Genomic DNA, 21,020 nt, shown 5'->3' on the forward strand with positions numbered 1-21,020 from the left:
TTCTATGCGGGTCCGTCGTCGACCGAGTCGACGCCGCGGAAGGCGAAGGCGACGCGGCCGTCGTCCTCGGCGACGCCGACGTCCCAGCCGTGGGCGTCGGCGATCCGTTCGACGGTGCCGAGCCCGTACCCGGTGCCGTCGGCTGCGGCCAACTGGCCGGGCACGGGTTCGGTCGTCGGACCTCCCGCGTCGGCGTCTTCGCTGGCCCGCCGGGCGACGTAAAACCCGTCGTCGGTCGCGCCGACGGTGACGACCGGCGGCGTCTCACCGGTGTGGTCGTCACCCTCGGCGTTGCCCTCCTCGTCGATGACGGCTCCCAGCACGTGTTCGAACAGTTCCCGGAGCCGCGTCTTGTCCGCCTCGAGGACGCGGTCGTCGGGCGCCTGCGTCACGAGCCGCGCGTCGCCGGTGTCGACGGCGACCCAGGCCCGCCGGGCGACGTCGTGGACCGCGACGGGTTCGGTCTCGACGAGGACGTCGTCCTCGCGGGCGATCGCGGCCAGTTCGTCGATCCGTTCCCGCAGCAGTTCCTGTGCGTCGTCGACCTCCGCGAAGTGGTCGGGATCGCCGGTTTCGGCCGCGAGTTCGAGATAGCCCCGGGCGACGTTCAGCGGCGGTCGAACGTCGTCGTCGAGCAGGTCAGCGATCGTCTCGAGGCGCGCCCGCGCGGCGGCCAGTTCCCGCTCGGTCCGGTTGGCCGCGGTGACGTCGCTGTAGACGATCAGCCCTTCTGGGTTGTGATCGTCGCGCTCCGGGTCGGGCTCGACGGGGACCAGCGTCAGCAGGAACTCCCGGACTCCCTCGACCGATTCCCGGCGGCTGACGAGCTGGCGACGCTCGCCCGACCGGAGCGCGTCCGCCAGTGCGGTCTGTCGGTGTTCGAGTCCCGGCGGGACGGCGTCTTCGCCGACCGGCGTCCCCGTAATCGACTCGGGATCGACGTCGAACACCTCGCGGAACGCATCGTTGACGTCGCGGACGACCGGCTGGCCGTCGTCGGTCTCGTAGCGGATCGTCGGCTCCGGGACGTTCGCGAACAGCGCCCGGAAGCGATCGCGTTCGTCTTCGAGTCGGTCGCGTTCCTCGGCGAGGCGATCCCGCTCGCTCCGGAGCCGGTCCCGTTGGTTCTCGAGGCGGTCCCGCTCGCGTCGGCGACCCGTTTCGTCGTCGATCCGCTCGCGGACCGCGCCGGCGGCTCGACACCACGCCGAGAGGACCTCGCAGTCGGCCTCGTCGAACGCGTCAGGCTCGGCGGCGGCGACACAGAGCAGGCCGACGTCGCCGACGGGGACACAACACAGCGACGCCGCGTCCGCAAGCGGGGTGGCCAGTCGATCGTCGGCGGCGAGATCGTCGATCAGCAGCGGGTCGCCGGACTGCAAGATGTCCTCGAGCGGTCCCTCGCGGGGAAGCGGCGATAGCTCGTCGGTCCCGATCGCCGACGTCGTCATCCGCGGCTCGAACGTCCCGAAATTGACCGTCGACAGCCAGCAGCGATCCCGCTCGAGGGCGTCTGCGACCGTCTCGACGACCAGCTCGAAGAGCCGGTCGCGATCGCGACAGGCGGCCAGCTCGGGGACCGCCTCGAGCAGTCGCTCGGCCGCCCGGTCGGTCGACGGCTCTCGGTCGCCGGCCAGCGCGATCGCATCGGGTTCGGACTCGGGCTCTCGTTCCGGCCCGTCGGCCACGGTCCCGGACCCCGCACAGACCCACTCGATCTCGTCGGCGAGGTGCGAAATGGCGTCGTCGGTGTCCCGGCGGACGTAGCCGTCGATCCCGTCGGTCGATCGGGCGGCCGTCGGCGCGTACGACGACTCGGTAAAGAGGACCAGCGGCGTTTCCCCGCAGGCGTCGACGACCTCGAGCAGCGTCGCTCCCGCCGCCGTCGTCGGCGTCTCGGCGAAGACGACGCAGTCGGCTTCGGCCGCCCAGTTGCGGACCCGATCGACCGTCGTCACGGCGTGGACCGACCGCGTCGGCCCCGACTCGACGGCCTCGAGCGCGGCGGCACCGTCGCTGGCGGCCCGTTCGGTGTCGGCCACGTAGAGAACCGTTCGGGGTCGCGAGGTCGCCGAAGGGGGTGTGCCGTCGCGGCTCACGTCTGTCCGACGTGACTGGACCGGCGGGATAAAGTTCTGTCGTCGCTATCGACCGGTGAGCCGCGGCCGCCGAACGGATCGGTTCGAGGCCGGTTAGTCGGCGGTGGTGTTCGTCCGTGGACGCCACACCGACCGGAGCCGGCGGAGCCAGTAGCTTCCGACGACCCCGGCGGGGACGAGCCAGAGGGTTCCGAAGGGCGCGTACCACTCGTAGACGTACGTGGGTGCGGCGGCGACGAATCGGGCCACGCCGAACGCGCCGACGAGCGACACCGCGGTGACGAACAGCAATCCGTCGTCGTCGATCGGAGCCTCCCAGAACCGCAGCGAGCCCGCTCGCCGGGCGTCCGTCGCGACGAGCGCGAGCGCGGCCGCGCTCGCACCGACGGTCAGCCCGGTCGCGAGATCGAGATCGAGGACGTAGCTCCCGACGACGAGGTCGCCGAGCGCGACCGGGACCAGCGGGAGGAGCGCGGCCATCCCTGGGCCGCCGTTCCAGAGCGCATAGCAGACGGGAACGATCAGCAGCGTTAGCATGACGAACGCGATAAAGACCATGCTGAGCGCGTCGAACCCCTTCGTCGAGACGGTGTCGAGGACGTCGCCGCCGACGCTCACTCGCGCCCCGAGGTAGCTCCCGGCGAACATCGCGACCAGTCCGCCCAGATACGCAATCGTCAGCGCCGTCCGTCGCCGATAGCGGCCGACGAGGGGATGCTCGAGCGCGGCACCGATCGACGCGGCCGCGCCCGGCGAGTGCCGGTCGCCCGTGTCGGTACTCATGGTTCCTCCGCGATGACGGTCGCGAGCCCGTCGTGGTCGGGCCCCTTCTCGTTTCGGAGATCGATCGCACGCGGGGAGACGTGCCACCCCTCGTCCGCGAAGATCCGTTCCATCGTCTCCCGGCCGCGCAGGTAGGACGTGACCCCGTGTTTCGGCCGGGCGGGTGTGTCCTCGTGAGCCTGCATCGAGACGATCCCCTCGAACGACCAGCAGCGGACGTGTCGCCGGCCGTTGGTCCCGTAGTAGGTCTGGGCGGCCGTCGCCTCCTGGCGGACGTACTCCTCGGCCGTCCGGTCCCAGGCGTACCGGGTGTACTCCTCGGGGTTGCGGACCCAGCCCTCGTCGACGAGGACCGACATGATCCGCTCGAGGCCACTCTCGCCCCCTGTAGCCGGAAGAACGACGACGTTGAACGGGGCGGTCGCCCGGTAGCCGTCGGGCGTCGGCTTGTAGTGGTAGCGCCCGATCGGTGTCTCGGCCTCGTCGGTGATCGGCTCGTCGACCCAGTCGCCGACCGCCGCGGGCGGTTCGGCGGCTTCGACCGTTCCGCTCGAGTCGGTTGCGTCCGGTGGGGACGGAAGCAGTGCCGCACCCGAGACGGTCCCGACGCCGGCCAACCCGGCTTTTCGGAGGAGGCTCCGTCGCGTCGACACGGTTACCTCCGCCGTCGCTGGCGTCGAACTACAGCAGTCAGGGCCGACGGCTGTTGCCCCTCACCGTCTCCGCCGATCGTTCGCCGTACCCCCGGATCCACAGCGTTTCCCTCATCGGTCATTTTGACTCCGGGAACGTACTTATTAGCTTCCACTTCGATTGGCCGGACAATAATCCGCGGCAGACGCCCGCTATCGGACCGTTCACGATCGCCCGTCGTCGGGCAACAGCTGCATCCGACTCTTCTGTTCCCGATCTCGTTCGCCTCGTCGTTCCGTTCGGGCGGCGGGGTTGCGGAACTGTTTTACGCGCTGCAGGGCCAATAGACGCGTAATGAGCGAACTGGCGGCGGAATACCGCCTCGAGTACTTCGAGGAGGAAGGGTTCGAGCGCAAGGAGTGCCCGGAGTGTGGCGCGCACTTCTGGACGCGCGATCACGGCAGGGAGACCTGCGGTGAACCGCCCTGCGAGGAGTACGGCTTCATCGACAACTCCGGCTTCGAGGAGTCGTACGACCTCTCGGGGATGCGCGAGGCCTTTCTCTCTTACTTCGAGGATCACGATCACGAGCGAATCGATCCCTACCCGGTCGCGGCGAACCGCTGGCGCGACGACGTCTTGCTGACACAGGCGTCGATCTACGACTTCCAGCCGCTGGTGACCAGCGGCGAGACGCCCCCGCCCGCGAACCCGCTGACGGTGTCCCAGCCCTGCATCCGGATGCAGGACATCGACAACGTCGGCAAGACCGGGCGACACACGATGGCCTTCGAGATGATGGCCCACCACGCGTTCAACACGCGCGAGGACGTCGACGAAGACGAGTACGCCTACCACGGCGAGGTCTACTGGAAGGACCGGACCGTCGAACTCTGTGACGGCTTCTTCGACTCGATGGGCGTCGACCTCGAGGAGGTCATCTACATCGAGGATCCGTGGGTCGGCGGCGGCAACGCCGGCCCCGCCATCGAGGTCATCTACCGCGGCGTCGAACTCGCCACGCTGGTCTTCATGTCGATGGAGCAAGACCCGGACGGCGAGTACGAGATGAAAGACGGGAACCGCTACAGCCCGATGGACACCTACATCGTCGACACGGGCTACGGGCTCGAGCGCTGGACCTGGGTCTCACAGGGGACCCCGACCGTCTACGAGGCGGTCTATCCCGACATGATCGCCTTCCTGAAGGACAACGCCGGGCTCGACCACACCGACGAGCAGGAGGCACTGATCCATCGGGCCGCCAAGCTCGCGGGCCACATGGACATCGACGAGGCCGAGGACATGGAGACCGCCCGCGGCGAGATCGCGGCCGAACTCGACGTCGACGTCGACACCCTCGAGGAACTGATGGAACCGCTCGAGGACATCTACGCGATCGCGGACCACTGCCGGACGCTGGCGTACATGCTCGGCGACGGCATCGTCCCCTCGAACGTCGGTACTGGCTACCTCGCGCGGATGGTGCTTCGTCGCACCAAACGGCTCTGTGACACCGTCGGCGTCGACGCGCCGCTTGACGAACTCGTCGACATGCAGGCCGAACGCCTCGAGTACGAGAACCGCGACACGATCCGGGACATCGTCCGTACCGAGGTCGAGAAGTACCGCGAGACGCTCGAACGGGGCGGCCGACGAGTCGAGACACTGGCCGAGGAGTACGCGAAGAAAGGCGAGCCGATCCCGACCGACGAACTGATCGAACTCTACGACTCCCACGGTATCCAGCCGGACATGGTCGCGGAGATCGCCGAGGAATCGGGGGCTGACGTCGAGATCCCCGACGACTTCTACAGCCTCGTCGCGAAACGCCACGATACGCCCGAGGTCGTTGCGGAGGCCGAAGACGAGGAAGACGAACGTTTCGCCGACCTCCCCGAGACGGACAAGCTCTACTACGACGATCAGGGGCGCACCCAGTTCGAGGCGGTCGTGCTGGATGTCTTCGAGCGCGAGGAGGGTTCCGACGTCGTCCTCGATCAGACGATGTTCTACCCCGAGGGCGGTGGCCAGCCCGCGGACACGGGGACGCTCTCGACCGACGATACCACCGTCGAGGTCGAGGACGTCCAGATCGAGGACGGCGTGATCCTCCACCGGACCGACGAGAGCCCCGGCAAGGGCGAGTTCGTCAACGGGCAGGTCGACGGCGGTCGTCGCCGTCAGCTCATGCGCCACCACACGGCGACCCACATCGTCATCCACGCCGCCCGGCAGGTGCTGGGCGAACACATCCGCCAGGCCGGCGCACAGAAGGGCGTCGACTCCTCGCGGATCGACGTCCGCCACTACGACCGGATCTCCCGCGCGGACGTCAAGGAGATCGAGTCCCTGGCAAACGAGATCGTCATGGACAACACGCAGGTCACTCAGGAGTGGCCCGACCGCCACGATGCCGAGGCCGAACACGGCTTCGACCTCTATCAGGGCGGGATCCCGCCGGGCGAGCAGATCCGGCTGATCACCGTCGACGAGGACGTCCAGGCCTGCGGCGGGACCCACGTCGCCCGCACCGGCGACATCGGCACGATCAAGGTCCTCTCGACCGAGCGCGTCCAAGACGGCGTCGAGCGGATCACCTTCGCGGCCGGCGAGGCCGCCATCGAGGCCACGCAAGCGAAGGAAGACGCCCTCTACGAGGCCGCCGAAATCCTCGACGTCTCGCCCGAAGACGTCCCCGAGACCGCCGAGCGGTTCTTCGAGGAGTGGAAGGCTCGAGGCAAGGAGATCGAAGACCTGACCGAACAGCTCGCCGCAGCCCGCGCCGGCGGCGGTGGCGGCGGCGAGGAGGTCGAGGTCGGTGAGACGACCGCCGTGGTCCAGCGGATCGACGCCGACATGGACGAACTGCGGGCGACCGCCAACGCCCTCGTCGAGGACGGCAAGATCGCCGTGCTGGGCAGCGGCGAGAGCGGCGCCCAGTTCGTCGTCGCCGTCCCCGACGACGTCGGCGTCAACGCCGGCGAGGTCGTCGGCGAACTCGCCGCCAAGGTCGGCGGCGGCGGCGGCGGCCCACCGGACTTCGCACAGGGCGGCGGTCCCAACGTCGACGATCTGGACGCGGCGCTCGAGGACGCCCCCGACGTGTTGCGCCAGATCCTGAACGCCTGATCGGCACTGCGTTCCGTTCGGGCTGCCCTCGAACATCGTTCCCTATCCTCCGAGCGCCGCTTCGAATACGGGAAAACGCTTGTATACGATGCAAATATAGTATACGCCATGGGGACGATTTCGGCGCGGGTACCGGACGATCTCGAGGCGGAACTCGAGGACTTTCTCGAGGAAGAGCGCCTCGACCGAAGTACGGCCGTTCGAAAGCTGCTCGCTGAAGGACTGGCGGAGTGGCGTCGCGAACAAGCCCTCGACCGTCTCGCAGAGGGAGACGTCACGTTCACGAAAGCCGCCGAAATCGCGGGGATGTCCGACTGGGAGTTCGCGGCCCTCGTTGAAAAACGGGATATCTCTTGGGTATCGAGCGACCATCTCGAAGCGGATCTCGACGAGCTATAGATGTGGGTTTTCGACGCGACACCGCTTATCTACCTCGCGAAGGTCGAGCAGCTACGGCTGGCTTCGAAGTTGGACCGTCGCTGTCGTATTCCCGAACCCGTTCACGACGAAGTCGTGACCGCCGGCCTCGAAGACGGCTATCCCGACGCGCGGCGCATCGAGCAGTGCATCGAAGACGGAATCTTCGATATCGTCTCGGTCGATGAGACGCCGCTTACGACCCGTCTCCAACGCAACCCGAACGTGAGCGACGCTGACGTCGCAGTACTCGCCTGTGCTGCGGCCCGTGATGCGACCGCCGTGATGGACGAGGCGGCCGGACGCCGGGTCGCGGACATCGAAGGAATCGAGACGCGCGGGACGGCGTATCTCGTACTCCTGTGTGTGAAACGAGGCGCTATTTCCGTCTCCGAGGCGCGCGAGACGATCGACGCGATGATCGACGCCGGCTGGTACTGTTCGCCTGCTCTCTACTCGAAACTCGTCCGGAAACTCGAGACGTTCGAGGAGTAAGCGACTATCGAGAAACCGGGAACTCGAGTCGAAACCGTCCCCTTCTTTCACCGCCGCCCCGTCGATTCTCTCATGCCGACCGCATCGAACGGAGCCGTCTCGCTGTACTACGACCGTGCGGGCGAGGGCGCGCCCGTCGTCTTCGTCCCCGAGGCCGGCCTCGGCGGCTGGCTGTGGGGCTGGCAACACGCCGCCGTCGCCGGCCCCCACGAGGCCGTCGTCTGGGATCTCCGTGGGACGGGTCGCTCGGATGCACCGCCCGGTCCCTACGACCTCGAGACGCTCGCCGCCGACCTCGAGGCGGTGCTGGCCGACTGCGGGATTACGAACGCACATCTCGTCGGCTGCGGGCTCGGCGGTGCGATCGCACTTTGTGCCGCTCGAGACTCGAGTCGCGTCGCGACGCTGACGCTGTTCGGAACGGCCGCCGAGGGCGAGGCGTTCGACCTCGAACCGCTCTTTGCCCCGCCGGACGACCGAGACGCGCTTCGGGAGTCGCTCACGGCCGGCCTCTCGACGGACTTCCGCGAGGCCCAACCCGACGCACTCGAGGGGATCGTCGACTGGCGGGCCGACGGCGACGCCGAACGGGACGGCTGGGCGGCACAGGTCGCGGCCCTCGAGGGGTTCGACGCGACCGACTGGCTGGTCGAGGTGACCCAGCCGACGCGGGTGATCTACGGCGGTGCGGACGAACTCGTGTCGCCGGCGGCCGGGAAGGCGTTGGCGCGGGGACTGCCCCGCGGGGAGTTCCGCGACCTCGAGGGCGCGGGGCATCTCTGTTTCATCGAGCGCTCGCGGACGGTCAACGATCTCCTGCTGGGCTTTCTCGAGGCACAGACCGACGACTCCGGGTGACTCGGTCGGGCGGCGGGAGTGCTTGCGACTGACCCCCGCCATACTACGTATGCGAGCGTGGAAGCGACCCTTGTGACCCTCTCGCTGGCCAGACGGGCCGACCACTTCCCGGACCGGACCGCGGTCGTCGACATCTCGGAGGACCGGCTGTACGCGCCCGCGGAGACGGTTCACGAGGACCGGGTCTCCTACGGCGAGCTATCGGCGATCGCGGACCGAACCGCCGAACGGCTCGCCGCGCTCGAGATCGGGGCCGGCGACACGGTCTGTCTCGTCACCCGAAACCGAGTCGTGTCGCTGGCGCTGTTTTTCGCCTGCCGACGGCTCGGGGCGACGCTCGCGCCGGTTTCCCATCTGCTGACGCCCGCCTCCGTCGAGCGTCCCTTCGATGTCCTCGAGCCCGAGATCGTCGTCGCGGAGGCGGCCCAGCGCGATCTAGTGCGGTCGATCCCGTTCGACCGGTCGGTGACACTTGCGGAACTGTCCGAGGCGGATCGCGCCGGTGTCGAAGTCGACGATCGCCGGCCGGGCGACGCTCCGCTGCTCGCCCTCCATGGCCAGTCGGGTCGACCGGTTGCGGGCTATGCGAGCGAGACCCTCGAACGCAACTGCCGGACGGCCGTCGCCGCGTGGGGACTGGCCGCGAACGACGTCGTCCCCCTCACGACGCCGCTGGCCGCGCCGGACGGGCTCGTCCGCGTCGCGCTGTCGGTGTTGTACGTCGGCGGAACGCTCCTGCTCGATCGGGCATTCGACCCCGGCGACGCCGCGACCGCGATCGCCGAGGAGGGGGCCACGCTGTTGCCCGGCCGGCAGGCCGTCCTCCGGGACATCGCGGCCGAACCCGGCTTCGACGCGGCCGCCGCCTCGCTCGAGCGTGCGGTCTGCGAAGCGCCGGACGACGGGGATGTGATCCGGGCCTACCGAGATCGGGACGTGCCGGTCGCACGGGTCTACGGCCGCCTCGAGTGTCCGACTGCCCTGAGCGAGGGGTTCGTCGGCGACACCCGTGCCGACGAGTCCGAGGGGTCACCGGTCGGCCGTCCGGTTCCGGACTGTCGTGCCCGGCTGGTCGACGACGAGGGGACGGTCCTCGAGGGAGCGGCCGACGGCCACCTCCAACTCTCGGGGCCGGTGGTTGCCGACGGTTACGTAAACGCTGCCGGAACCGCCGACGAACAGCGGGACGACCCGACCGCACTCGAGCGCACCGGGGACGACGCCGGCAATCGCGGTTGGATCGCCGACGGCTGGTTCGATACAGGCGACCGATTCTGGCGGGACGAAGCGGGGACCTACTACCTGCGATGAGTCGCAGTCGCGAGCGTAACCGATTTCGATGCCGTCGGCGCTCGAGGCGCGGTGCTGGCTGTCGGCAGTTGCGGCAACCACGGCATCGGGCGGAACACCTATTCTTGTCCAGTGGGCAGTATGGCGTAATGAGTAAACCCCGAATCGCCGTCCTGAACGCGGCTCACCGGGACGAGAACACGACGCGGAACTTCCGACGTGAACTCGACGCCTCGCTGGCGGAGTTCGACGCCACTGACGGTACAGTCCCCGACGACTTCGACTACGACGGTGCCGTCGTCACCGGCTCCCGCTCGTCGGTCTACTGGGACGACGACTGGATGCGGCCCGTCAAGGAGTGGGTCGGCGAGGCGATCGATCGCGGGATCCCCTTCCTCGGGGTCTGTTGGGGCCACCAGCTGCTCGCCGACGTCCTCGGGGGCACCGTCGAGGACATGGGTGTCTACGAGGTCGGCTACAGCGAGATCGAACACACCGGCGACTCGCGGCTGTTCGACGGCATCGACGAGACCTTCCTGTCCTTTACCAGCCACTCCGACGCGGTTACTACCCTCCCGCCCGGTGCCGACCCCCTCGCCGAAAACGACTACTCGAACCACGGCTTCCGCACGGGCCGCGTCTTCGGCGTCCAGTTCCACCCCGAGTACGACACGAAGACCGCCCGCGAACTCGTCCACCGCAAGGACCTCTCCGACGACCGCCGCGAGTCGATCCTCGCCGAGATCACCGAGGAGAACTATCGCCGCTCCTGCGAGGCGAAACTCGTCTTCGACAACTTCCTCGAGTTCGTCCGCGAGCTCAAGCACGCGAACGCGGTCGCGGACAGTTCCGACGTTTCGGCGTAAGCCTGTTCCGGTAGCGGCGGAACTGTTTTCTCAGTAGAACGCTCTACTAGTTCGCATGAGTACGTCGGTCAAAGTCACGGACCGAACGAAGTCGCGTCTCGAGGAGCTGCAGGCCGAAATCCGGCTCGAGACGGGGAAGAAGGTGACGCAGGAGGCGTTGCTCGAGCGACTCGTCACGGAGCCGTACGAGTCGAAAGCCGACGTGATCGACTCGTTCCGGGACGATTTCGAACCGCTCTCCGACGACGAAATCGAGCAGTGGTTGTCCGGCAGTTCGGACTGGGGTGTCGAAACGAACGAAGACGAGATCGATGCGGTACTGTACGGCGAATGAGCCTCCTCGTCGATACTGGTGTTTTCGTTGCCGTTCAAAACGAGCGGGACGAACACCACGAAGCAGCGACGAACGCGTTGAAAGCTGCGTTGACCGGTGAGTTTGGTACACTATATACGAACGATTACGTGTACGACGAAGCGGTGACGCTCACCCGAATGCGGACGGGCAGTCACCGCGAAGCACGGACTGTCGGCGATCGGATCGCCGGGCGCGGTCCGTTTCCCGATCGGATCAAGATGCTGTTCGTCTCCGACGACCGATTCGAGCAAACGGTCCGCGTTTTCGACCGTTACGACGACCATGACCTCAGCTTCACGGACGCGAGCCTCGTCGTGTTCGTCGAAAACAGTGATATCGATGTTGTTCTCAGTTTTGACGACGATTTCGACGGCCTCGTCGATCGAATCGATCCGACGATGATCAGCGACGGGTAACGGGACCGCTGTTCGAACTTCCTCGTTCGATTCAAAAGGCGGATCCGATTCGTCGGCTGCCGAACCGACTGGAGACCGATTAGTCGGCGGCGACTTCGACCTGCGCTTCGTCTGCCTTGCCGATGGCCTCGACGATGAGTTCGGCCACGTCGACGATCTCGATCTCGTCCTCGAAGTCGCCGGTCTTGCGGCCGTCCTCGTACATCGTCATACACATCGGACAGGCGACGACGAACTTCTCGATCCCGCTGCCGGCGTCGGTGTCCTCGAGCGCCTCTCGAATGCGTTCTTCGCTCGGCTTTGGCTCTTCCTCGAAGTCCATCCAGAGGCCACCGCCACCGCCGCCACAGCAGAAGGAGTTGCTGCGGTTCCGGGGCATCTCATCGAGCGTACAGCCGGTCGCCTTGATGAGTTCGCGCGGGGCCTCGTACTCGTCGTTGTACCGGCCCAGATGGCAGGGGTCGTGGTAGGTGACCGTGTAGTCGAGTTCGGTCCCGCTCAGGTCGAGTTTGCCCTCCTCGACGAGTTCCTCGACGGCCTGGGTCCAGTGGTAGACGTCGATCTCGCCGTCGTCGTTCCACTGCTCGTCGTACTCGAAGGGCATCATCGGATCGTCCGAGAACTCGTCGAAGTTGAGTTCCGGGTACTCGTTCTTGAACGTGTTGTAGGAGTGGGGGTCCGTACAGACGATCTTGTCGAACTCACAGTCCTCCCACGTCTCGACGTGGTGGCCGGCCAGTTCGACGTAGAGTAGTTCCTCGCCGACCCGTCGGATGTCGTTGCCGTCGAACTTCTCGTCGTCGAAGAGGATGCCGAAGCTGACGTCGGCCTCCTTCAGAATCGTCGCCAGCGAGCGGGCGACCTGCTTGTTGCGCTCGTCGTAGCTTGGGAAGTCGCCGACGTACCAGAGGTAGTCGACTTCCTCCTCGCGGGCGTCCGTGACGTCGAACTCGAGGTCCTCGGTCCAGTCGCCGCGATTGCGCGGTGAGTCGCCGAAGGTGTTGCCGTTCTGCATGACGTTCTGGAAGACGTCCTGCATGCTCGAGGAGACGTCGCCCTGATCGGTCTGTTGGCGGTTGAGTCGGGTAAAGCTCTTGAGGTGTTCGATCTCGACGGGGCAGGCGTCCATACAGGCCATACAGGCCATACAGGAGTCCATCGTCTCGGAGTTGATTACCGAGGTACCGCCGTCGGCGATGATCGGTTTCTCCTCCCCGCCGGCCTCGAGATCCTCCCGGTAGGACTTCAGGTCGAGGATGACGTTCCGCGGATCGAGCGGCCGGTCGGAGGACTTGGCCGGACAGACCGAGGAACAGCGACCGCATTTGGTACAGGCGTCCTGGTCGAGGATCTCCTTCCAGGTGAAGTCGTCGATGGACTCGGCGTTGGTCGCGTCCAGATCCGAGGGGACGTTGGGCAGGCGCTTGCCTGCTTTCTCGTCGCGCGTGACGACGTTCGCAAAGGAAGAGATCATGTGGAACGGCTTGGCGTAGGGGATCCACGCGATGAAGAAGAAGGCGATCAGCGAGTGGGACCACCACGCGAGCCAGTGGAGGTTCTCGACGTTGAAGCCGGCCCCGTTCAGTCCGGCCTGTTCGGCACCCATCGTCGGCAGCCCGACGGCGTCGAAGCTAAGCGCCATCCCGTAGGCGACGAAGCTGACGATCTCGTGGTCGGGAATGCCGGCACTGTAGATGCGCAGTCCCTCGAGCAGGAAGCCGCCGATGCCCAGCGCGAACAGCGTCCAGATGAAGATATCGTCCTCGTTGGAGGTGTGTCGGCCCCAGAGACGGTGGTTGCGCACCCAGTAGCGCCGATACATCGCCATCCCGATGCCAACGACGAACAGCAGCCCAAGCGCGTCGACCATGAACTGGTAGGCGAGATAGAAGTCACCGTCCCAGAACGACATGTGAAGGATCTTCTGGGCGGCGTACTCCTCGGCCATCAGGATCAGCGTCGCGATAAACAGCGTCAGGAACCCCCAGAGGATAAAGGAGTGCATCAGGCCGCCGTAGAGGTCCCGATTGAACTGTTTCTCGTTCGAGAGCACGATCTTGGCCGAGCTCACGATGCGGTTCGGCAGGTCGTTCAGACGCGCGAAGGAGTCGTCGTCGCCCTGCGAGTAGCGGGCGAACCGCCGATAGACGCCGTAGGTGAAGACGGCGATGGCGGTGAACGCGAGGAAGTAAAACGTCGCGTACTCGACACTGGTGATGCCCCAGTACGTCTCCCTCGCCACGTCTGACTGTGCTAGTGCATGCATATCCAATGACGGGGAGGGCGGTAACTTAATTCTTGCCACACTCGGTCGAAGTCAACCCCGACGCCGTCTTGCGAAAATTTTCCTACTATTTCGAGTTTATAATAGTCGTCCATGTTCGTTTCGCCCGCCCAACCTATCTGGCAACAGGCTTAAATAGCCGCCCGTCGGGAGTGTCCACCCATGAACGACAAAACCGAGGAACTCCGGGACATCTTCACCGACGTCACCGACGGCGAGGAGACCGTCACCGAATCACAAGAGGACACCCGCGGCTCCTTAGAGCGGGACGAACGGACCGATCAGGAACGCCTCGAGAGCGTCGTCCAGCAGATGCGCGAGCGCTACGAGTTCGAGACGCCGCTCTCGGACGACGAACTACTCACCGTCGCCAGAGGCTTTTACGACGACCGGAGCGACGAGGCGGTCGCCGACGACCTCGGTGTCGACGCCGAGGTCGTCTTCGAGGCCCGCATGTCGCTGCATCTCGTCGGCGAGGACGACGCCGACGAGGTCGACCTCGCGGCGATCCGCGACCGCGACGCCGACGACGCGACGCTCGCCGACGACTACGGCGTCAGCGAGGCCGCGATCCGCCGCTACCGCCGCGTCGCCGAGGCCGAGGACCAGTCCCGGACCGCCAACGACCGCTACCGCGACGAGTTCGACAGCGTCCTCGCCGACGCCGACCTCTCCGAACGCATGACCTCCGACCTCCGCGAGGACGGCCTCGAGGACGCCACTGAGGGGATGGAGACGGACGTGGAGTTCTGATACGTCAGAAATTGGAAATTACGTGACCGATCCGTAACCGGCCTCTTCTCGAGACGTTTCGGAGAGAGCTACTGCGAAGACAGTCCCTTTTTCGAGCACTCGTGTGAGCATGTGGGCCCTCATTCCGTTACTAGAGCATAGCCAATCCAGAGGACAATCGGACCAATAATCGGTATCAGAATAGATGTTACCAACATTACCCCAGTCAAAAGAAATACTCTGTCCGTGTCGTCTTCTGTTGCACGGAAGTACATTCCTGCCGTCGGAATTCCGACCATCACTACGATCGCTGCACTAATTAGTATCAACTCTTCTGTCTGAATGAATAACAACGCGTCTATTCCTATTTTAATTATTCCACTTGATAATACCATTATAGTCCCTATTTGACTGCGTAGTTATTATACTTACTATATTCAATTCTCTATATTAAGGCGGGAAATAATATCGAGGTGTCTTACTCAGCAACCTTCTAAAATAACAAACAGTATATGGTGGGTGATTTATAGAATATGGCTCTAATGACCCTTGTCAATAGTTATTTTATTTATCTGCACGTATTCACCGCTGTCTCCATCTTCATTTCCGAAATCAGCAAAAGACATACTTACTCCCTGTACGTGAGCCTCAACTCTTAGTTTTACCCAGACATTATAAGTATCATTGACATCAAGTTCAAAATTATTTATTTTCCCTTTATATTGGCTCAAACCATTAGTAGAATTAGCTCCCGCCCTTGCGGCCGAAAAATTCAGCAGGGAGACACTTCTCGTGGTTCCAGAATCTACATCTTCAATGATTCCCTCGATCTCAGCTTCAGCAGATCCAGAACCTCCTGCGAAAACATATCCAGAAGCGGATATGTCGAAATAAATATCAACAAGGTCTTCTGGATCATCTCCATCTGAGTCATAGACTTCTATTTGACGACCGAGCCACACCTCTCCTTTGTAGCCGCCCCATCCTTGACCGACAACAGCAGTGCCAGTAATATATTCGTCAGCACCGGAGGGAGCACTCTCCCAATGCCAGTTAACCCCATTCCCAGTAACCCCGAGTGGTTTCCACGTTTTATCTGCTTTTTTCGCTCGATTGAAGTCATGGATATCCACTGCCTCTTCGCCGTCAGTATCTATACGCACAGGATGAGTCATTATTATTTATCTTCCTCTCTAATACTGATAGTATACTCATCTTCTTTTATCTCACTCTTCTTTCTACGATTTATTTCTCTCTTATCTCTTTCATCAATCTGTGGGAGTTTTTTCAAGTTAATCTTTATACGGGTGTTTCTCCTTCCAGAGTTTAACTTTAGGGTTACTCTAGGGACGGTCGGATAATTGCGCAAATCATTTATAAGATCTTTATCAGTGATACGCTTGTATAATATATTTTTGTTTTTTTGGACCCATCCCTCTTTCACTAGTTCATCCCGTAGATTTTCATCTGTTTCTTTAGGTATTTCATTCCCATTACCCTTGCCAGATGCAAGACTTGTTCCACCCACTAGGAGTGATACCATGCTAATATTCCGAAGTACCGATCTTCTATTACTTCTCATAACTCCATATAAGGATTTCACCAATAGTATATGTATTCAACTATTATAGACTGATCATATGGTTGCGTTCGGGAGCCGACCTCGGATACTATCGCTCTAGGTGATGTGTGTGTGTGTGTGTTTATTCCACGCGTACAGACGTTCGTTCGGGATTACGGGCAAGAAACTAACGTACACACGATGTTCGCTGACCCCTGCGACTCGCCGAGCGGTACATCACCTCGGCGCACACGCGCCGGTTCACGTTGTCCGGGCGGGACTTCTTATAGGAAACCGCGTCCAAACGGACTGTGACCTGCACGTACATCTCGTTCAGTGACCTCCGCACCGCCGCCTACTGCCCCCGGAAGTGCTACTATCAGCAGCGACTCCCGGCAGAGGAGCGCGAGCCGCCGCCCGAAGTCGACGCGATCCGGGCGCTCGAGCCCCGCTACGAATCGCTGCTCGAGGCTCCACCGGGGGACCTCGAGGACGAACCGATCGCCGTCCCGGCGGTTCGGTACCGGGATCGACTGGCGGCGACCCGTGACCGGCTCGCGGAGAGCGGGCAGTGGGACCGGCTTCGAGACCCGCTCGACCGCGACGTGTTCGCGACCGGCCGCCACTGTCGCGGGATCGTTCACAAGGTCCTTGCCGACCCGCTCGAGCCGGTGCTGGTGTCTTCGGGGGAGCCGCCCGAGAACGGCGTCTGGGAGTCCCAGTCGGTCCAGGCGGTCGCGGCCGCGAAGGCAATCGCATGGGAACATCAGACGTCGGTCGAACGGGCCTGGCTCGAGTATCCGGCCCACGGCGTGATCCGCTCGGTCGACATGACGACCCGCCGGAAAGCGACCTACAGGAGCGCGTTGCGGGCGATCCGTGAGCTTGACGGTCCGCCCCCGCGGACGACCAACCGCTCGAAATGCGAGTCCTGTGAGTTCGCTGCGGAGTGTGGTGTCACGACGCGGACGTTGCGATCGCTGCTGGGATTGTAGGCCGGTCGCTCGAGCTACCGTCCCAGCGCCGCTTTCAGGACCGCGGTCGCGACGGCGAAGACGAGCCCGAAGACGATGCCGATCGGCACCGCGCTCTCGAGCGACTGCCCGCCGATGACGACCTTGCTGCCAGCGTACACACCGCCGGGGACCGTAACGGTGAGAAGGAACCACAGCACTGGTCGCGTCCGGAACCACGAGTCGCTGCTGGGCTGACTGCTCATGGGCGACGTACGGAAACATGTCGGATCGTTATCGTATGTAGTTTTCGTTGTCAAAGGGGGCAGCAGCGACGTGTTCGGAGCGGGTGGTGGTTACGGCTGCCGCGAGTCAGTGTTGCTCGAGCCAGGCCTCGATCTCGTCGGCCATCGCACCGCGGCGGTGGATCGTCCCGCTCGAGACGTCGACGACGGTACTCTCGGTCCCGCCATCGGTCTCGCCGCTGTCGAGGACGACGGCCGCGTCCTCGCGGATTTCCGGATCGAGGTCGTCGACCTGGCATGCGCTCTCGCGGCCGCTGACGTTCGCGCTGGTCGACGTAATCGGCGTCCCGGCCCGCTCACAGAGTCGCAACGCGACCGCGTGGTCCGGGACTCGGACCCCGACGCGGTCCCGTCCCGCGGTCAGTTCGTCCGGTACGGTCTCGCGTCGCCGACAGAGGACCGTCACCGGGCCGGGGAGAAACGTGCCCATGAACTGCCGTTCCCGCTCGGTCGCGCGGACGTGCTGTAGTGCCGATGGGACCGACGGCACCGCCATGGAGACCGGCTTCGACCGGTCCCGGCCTTTCACCTCGAAGACCCGCTCGACGGCGGCGGGCGAGAGGGCGTCCGCGGCGAGGCCGTAGACCGTCTCCGTCGGGTAGACGACGAGTTTCCCCTCCTCGATCGCCTCGGCTGCGCGGTCGTACTCGCTCATTCGGGTCGAACTCGGCGGATCCCGGGCAAAAACCTGTCGCTCAGCGCCGGTCACTCGAGGCCGAGTTCGGCCTCGAGGGCGTCGTAGTCGGGGAAGTCGGGCCACTCGGTGGCGACCCACGCGCCTTCGATCGTGCGGTCATCCGCGAGCGCGAAGAAGGCGACGCGGGGTTCGCCGAGGCCGGTCATGCCGTCGAGGTCGTGTGCGATGCCGTACGAGTCGGCGACCTCGTTGCTCGGGTCGCTAAAGAACGTGAAGGGGTAGTCATTGTCCCCGAGGAATCGCTTGACGCCGTAGGGTGTCGAGGCCGTGAGGCCGACGACGCGGCCGGCGCGGTCGTCCCAGTTTCGCTCCGTCAGTTCGTCCCAGACGTACTTGGCGAGGAACGAGCCGGTCATCGGCGTGAACACGAGGATCGTCGGGCCGTCGGTCTCGGCGACGATCTCCGATAGCGTCCGGTCCTCCCAGAACTCGTTGGTGACCAGCGGTCGGGTGAAGTCGGGTGCGTCCGCGCCGGGTTCGGGGTGATCCGCCGGCCCCAACTCGACGACGTCGAACTCCGGCATCAGTCGTCACCTCCGGCCGTCGCCGCGGCTCCCTCGCCGTAGGTCGACTCGAGGTAGTCGACGATGTTGGCGCTTTCGGCCATCGTGACGCCGGTGTTCTCGTCGACGACGACGGGGACGGTCCGGACGCCGGCGACGCGTTTGACGACGTCTCGCTCGGAGTGCATCGGTTCGACGAACCGCGAGCGATAGCCCAGCTCGTACTCCTCGAGGAGTCGGGCGACTCGCTCGCAGAACGGACAGCCCTGGAGCCGGTAGAACGTGATCGGTCGGTCGTCGGTGTCGTTCATGGCCGTGTCTAGGGGAATCGGTCGGGTAAACGTGTCGTCGCCGGCGGTGATGACCGTCATTGTAAAATGGGAAACGGTTAACCGATCCGGCTATTAGGCTGTACATCAATGGCGTTGTCTCCGTCGCTCGCGGTCCCGTTGGCCACCTACGAGCTGCCGGTCGTGGGTGTCGAGCTCGATCAGTCGATAGTGACGATCCTCGGCGCGTTCGCGATCGCCGTCCTCATCGCGCTCTCCGGCTTTTTCTCCTCCTCCGAGATCGCGATGTTCAACCTCCCGAAACACCGTCTCGAGGGAATGATCGAGGACGACGTCTCGGGCGCGGGGCTGGTGAAAGCGCTGAAGGACGACCCCCACCGGCTGCTCGTGACGATCCTCGTCGGAAACAACATCGTCAACATCGCGATGTCCTCGATCGCGACGGCGATCCTGTCGCTGTACTTCGGCGGGCTGGTCGGGGTCTTGCTGGCGACGTTCGGAATCACCGCCCTGGTCTTGCTGTTCGGCGAGAGCGTCCCCAAGTCCTATGCCGTCGAGAACACCGAGTCGTGGGCGGTCCGGATCTCGAAACCGCTGAAGCTCACCGAGTACCTGCTCTTTCCCCTGATCGTCCTCTTCGACTACCTCACCCGGCAGATCAACCGCCTCATCGGCTCGACGGGCGCGATCGAGTCACCCTACGTCACCCGCGACGAGATCCAGGAGATGATCGAGTCCGGCGAGCGCGAGGGTGTCTTGGAAGAGGAGGAACACGAGATGCTCACGCGGATCTTCCGCTTTAATAACACCATCGTCAAGGAGGTGATGACCCCGCGACTCGACATGACGGCGGTGCCGAAAGATGCCCCGATCGACGAGGCCATCGAGACCTGTATCCAGAGCGGCCACGCCCGCATCCCGGTCTACGAGGGGAGTCTCGACAACGTTCAGGGCGTCGTCCACATCCGTGATCTCGTCCGGGACCTGAACTACGGCGAGGCGGCGGACGACGAACTCGAGCTAGCGGACCTCATCCAGCCGACGCTACACGTTCCCGAGTCGAAAAACGTCGACGAACTGTTGACCGAGATGCGGGAAAACCGGATGCACATGGCCATCGTCATCGACGAGTTCGGCACCACCGAGGGGCTGGTGACGATGGAGGATATGATCGAGGAGATCATCGGCGAGATCTTGGAGGGCGGCGAGGAACAGCCCATCGAGGAGATCGCCGACGACACCGTCCTCGTCCGCGGCGAGGTCAACATCGAGGACGTCAACGAATCGCTGGACATCGAACTTCCCGAGGGACAGGAGTTCGAGACCATCGCCGGCTTCATCTTCAACCGCGCCGGCCGGCTCGTCGAGGAGGGTGAGGAGATCACCTACGACGGCGTCCGTATCACCGTCGAGACCGTCGAGAACACCCGCATCCTGAAAGCCCGACTCACGAAACTCGAGCAGCCGGACGACGACGAGCCGGAACCCGACGACGCAGCACCGCTCGAGGCCGACAACGACCACGAGTAGCCCGCCGGGTCACTGCTTCCTGTCGATCGAGCGCGACCGCGGGCCGGATCAGTTCTCCGAACCGACGAGTGCGGCGACATCGCGTGCGACCGCCGGCGGGACGACGATTCGACGGGGTCCCTGCACGTACTGCCCGTCCGGCTGGGCGTACGTCAGCGAGAGGACGGCCGCGTCGCCGAGTCGACGGATCGAAACCGCTTCGATGACTGCGAGATCGATCACCTGTTCGGGTTCGTAGAGATAGATCGTTCGCTCCTCGGGATCGAGCCTGCCGACCGACTGGAGAAACGACGCGAGAACGAGCGCGACGAGCGCGAGCGGAACCGATACCGCCGCGACGAAGGTAAAGGGACTGGCACCGACGGCCAACAGTTCGTTTTGCGAGACGTACCGCCCGACTCCCATCAACAGGCCGATGACGCCCCCCATCACGACGGTCCCGACGGCCGCGTCGATCGCGCGGTCCAGTCGCTTCTCGCCGGGGACGTCGACCGGGAGTCGCTCGAGGTGGCGTTCGGTGTCGCTCGAGGCGGCGACCGCGAGGACGGTCACAGCGATGGCTGCGATGAGCGCGACGACGACGGTGTGGCCGGTCCCGCCGGCTGCCTCGCCGGCGAGCCTGTAGAGCCGCCAGCAGACGACCGTCAGGATCGCGGCGAAAAAGGTGCCGACGCCGAACGTCCACAGCAGTCGGACGGTACGTGAGGTACTGGCGTCGCGACGCCACTGGATCGTCTCGTCGGCGGCATCGGTGACGTCGACGGCGTCCTCGTCCATACGTCGGACTCACGACCCGTCGGGTAAAGACCGTTCGATGTCGG

At 64.3% G+C, this 21,020-nt stretch carries 22 protein-coding genes; 11 read left to right on the forward strand and 11 right to left on the reverse strand.

Going from position 1 to position 21,020, the window contains the following annotated elements:
• Nucleotides 1-2: 2 nt before the first annotated feature.
• The 3 genes from NATPE_RS00070 to NATPE_RS00080 all read right to left on the reverse strand — a co-directional run bounded on the left by NATPE_RS00070 (nt 3) and on the right by NATPE_RS00080 (nt 3,535).
• On the reverse strand, nt 3-2,099 hold the full coding sequence (locus NATPE_RS00070) for a GAF domain-containing protein (RefSeq protein WP_015298623.1): 2,097 nt from the start codon (nt 2,097-2,099) through the stop codon (nt 3-5).
• A gap of 93 nt (nt 2,100-2,192) precedes the next feature.
• Nucleotides 2,193-2,882 (reverse strand): hypothetical protein, encoded by a 690-nt coding sequence (locus tag NATPE_RS00075; protein ID WP_006183115.1) that lies wholly within the window; start codon nt 2,880-2,882, stop codon nt 2,193-2,195.
• Nucleotides 2,879-3,535, reverse strand: coding sequence for a hypothetical protein (locus NATPE_RS00080; RefSeq protein ID WP_006183116.1), 657 nt, complete (start codon nt 3,533-3,535; stop codon nt 2,879-2,881). Before NATPE_RS00080 ends, NATPE_RS00075 begins: the two co-directional genes overlap by 4 nt.
• A gap of 334 nt (nt 3,536-3,869) precedes the next feature.
• Between NATPE_RS00080 and alaS the strand changes: the two genes are divergently transcribed.
• The 8 genes from alaS to NATPE_RS00120 all read left to right on the forward strand — a co-directional run bounded on the left by alaS (nt 3,870) and on the right by NATPE_RS00120 (nt 11,344).
• Complete coding sequence (gene alaS, locus NATPE_RS00085) at nt 3,870-6,647, forward strand: alanine--tRNA ligase (protein ID WP_006183117.1); 2,778 nt, start codon at nt 3,870-3,872, stop codon at nt 6,645-6,647.
• Nucleotides 6,648-6,755: 108 nt separating this feature from the next.
• A complete protein-coding gene (locus NATPE_RS00090; protein ID WP_006183118.1) occupies nt 6,756-7,046 on the forward strand; it encodes a UPF0175 family protein in 291 nt (96 codons plus the stop codon).
• The gene (locus NATPE_RS00095; RefSeq protein ID WP_006183119.1) at nt 7,047-7,559 is read left to right on the forward strand and encodes a DUF3368 domain-containing protein; all 513 of its coding nucleotides are present in this window, start codon (nt 7,047-7,049) and stop codon (nt 7,557-7,559) included.
• A gap of 72 nt (nt 7,560-7,631) precedes the next feature.
• Nucleotides 7,632-8,417, forward strand: a complete 786-nt coding sequence (locus NATPE_RS00100) for an alpha/beta fold hydrolase (protein WP_006183120.1) — start codon at nt 7,632-7,634, stop codon at nt 8,415-8,417.
• A gap of 57 nt (nt 8,418-8,474) precedes the next feature.
• Nucleotides 8,475-9,728: a class I adenylate-forming enzyme family protein gene (locus NATPE_RS00105; RefSeq protein WP_049804962.1), complete on the forward strand. Its 1,254-nt coding sequence runs from the start codon at nt 8,475-8,477 to the stop codon at nt 9,726-9,728.
• Nucleotides 9,729-9,856: 128 nt separating this feature from the next.
• Entirely contained in the window at nt 9,857-10,573 is a 717-nt protein-coding gene (locus NATPE_RS00110) for a type 1 glutamine amidotransferase (protein ID WP_006183122.1), read from the forward strand.
• A gap of 55 nt (nt 10,574-10,628) precedes the next feature.
• Nucleotides 10,629-10,907 (forward strand): hypothetical protein, encoded by a 279-nt coding sequence (locus NATPE_RS00115; protein ID WP_006183123.1) that lies wholly within the window; start codon nt 10,629-10,631, stop codon nt 10,905-10,907.
• Complete coding sequence (locus NATPE_RS00120) at nt 10,904-11,344, forward strand: type II toxin-antitoxin system VapC family toxin (protein WP_006183124.1); 441 nt, start codon at nt 10,904-10,906, stop codon at nt 11,342-11,344. The genes NATPE_RS00115 and NATPE_RS00120 overlap by 4 nt, the downstream gene beginning before the upstream one ends.
• Before the next feature lie 79 nt (nt 11,345-11,423).
• On the opposite strand, the gene NATPE_RS00125 is transcribed toward NATPE_RS00120, so the two are convergent.
• On the reverse strand, nt 11,424-13,610 hold the full coding sequence (locus NATPE_RS00125; RefSeq protein ID WP_015298625.1) for a (Fe-S)-binding protein: 2,187 nt from the start codon (nt 13,608-13,610) through the stop codon (nt 11,424-11,426).
• Nucleotides 13,611-13,790: 180 nt separating this feature from the next.
• Between NATPE_RS00125 and NATPE_RS00130 the strand changes: the two genes are divergently transcribed.
• Nucleotides 13,791-14,381: a hypothetical protein gene (locus NATPE_RS00130; RefSeq protein ID WP_006183126.1), complete on the forward strand. Its 591-nt coding sequence runs from the start codon at nt 13,791-13,793 to the stop codon at nt 14,379-14,381.
• Between the two features lie 518 nt (nt 14,382-14,899).
• Here NATPE_RS00130 and NATPE_RS22015 read toward each other — a convergent pair.
• Both NATPE_RS22015 and NATPE_RS22020 read right to left on the reverse strand, forming a co-directional pair.
• Nucleotides 14,900-15,535, reverse strand: coding sequence for a hypothetical protein (locus NATPE_RS22015; RefSeq protein WP_015298627.1), 636 nt, complete (start codon nt 15,533-15,535; stop codon nt 14,900-14,902).
• Nucleotides 15,536-15,537: 2 nt separating this feature from the next.
• A complete protein-coding gene (locus NATPE_RS22020) occupies nt 15,538-15,903 on the reverse strand; it encodes a hypothetical protein (RefSeq protein ID WP_152422618.1) in 366 nt (121 codons plus the stop codon).
• 329 nt (nt 15,904-16,232) lie between these two features.
• Between NATPE_RS22020 and NATPE_RS00135 the strand changes: the two genes are divergently transcribed.
• Nucleotides 16,233-16,916, forward strand: a complete 684-nt coding sequence (locus NATPE_RS00135) for a CRISPR-associated protein Cas4 (protein WP_006183127.1) — start codon at nt 16,233-16,235, stop codon at nt 16,914-16,916.
• A gap of 14 nt (nt 16,917-16,930) precedes the next feature.
• Here the strand turns inward: NATPE_RS00135 and NATPE_RS00140 are convergent, their stop codons facing one another.
• From NATPE_RS00140 to NATPE_RS00155, 4 genes are all read right to left on the reverse strand, one after another.
• Nucleotides 16,931-17,140 carry a hypothetical protein gene (locus NATPE_RS00140; RefSeq protein WP_006183128.1) on the reverse strand — a complete coding sequence of 70 codons (210 nt, stop codon included), beginning with the start codon at nt 17,138-17,140 and terminating at the stop codon, nt 16,931-16,933.
• A gap of 106 nt (nt 17,141-17,246) precedes the next feature.
• Entirely contained in the window at nt 17,247-17,834 is a 588-nt protein-coding gene (locus tag NATPE_RS00145; protein ID WP_006183129.1) for an L-threonylcarbamoyladenylate synthase, read from the reverse strand.
• A gap of 50 nt (nt 17,835-17,884) precedes the next feature.
• On the reverse strand, nt 17,885-18,400 hold the full coding sequence (locus NATPE_RS00150) for a redoxin domain-containing protein (RefSeq protein WP_006183130.1): 516 nt from the start codon (nt 18,398-18,400) through the stop codon (nt 17,885-17,887).
• Nucleotides 18,400-18,690 (reverse strand): glutathione S-transferase N-terminal domain-containing protein, encoded by a 291-nt coding sequence (locus tag NATPE_RS00155; RefSeq protein ID WP_015298628.1) that lies wholly within the window; start codon nt 18,688-18,690, stop codon nt 18,400-18,402. Before NATPE_RS00155 ends, NATPE_RS00150 begins: the two co-directional genes overlap by 1 nt.
• Before the next feature lie 108 nt (nt 18,691-18,798).
• Here NATPE_RS00155 and NATPE_RS00160 point away from each other — a divergent pair, with 108 nt between their 5' ends.
• Nucleotides 18,799-20,199 carry a hemolysin family protein gene (locus NATPE_RS00160; RefSeq protein WP_006183132.1) on the forward strand — a complete coding sequence of 467 codons (1,401 nt, stop codon included), beginning with the start codon at nt 18,799-18,801 and terminating at the stop codon, nt 20,197-20,199.
• A 48-nt stretch (nt 20,200-20,247) separates the two neighbouring features.
• Here the strand turns inward: NATPE_RS00160 and NATPE_RS00165 are convergent, their stop codons facing one another.
• Entirely contained in the window at nt 20,248-20,976 is a 729-nt protein-coding gene (locus NATPE_RS00165; RefSeq protein WP_006183133.1) for a hypothetical protein, read from the reverse strand.
• Nucleotides 20,977-21,020 lie beyond the last annotated feature (44 nt).

The sequence above is a fragment of the Natrinema pellirubrum DSM 15624 genome (assembly GCF_000230735.2).
GTDB lineage: Archaea > Halobacteriota > Halobacteria > Halobacteriales > Natrialbaceae > Natrinema > Natrinema pellirubrum.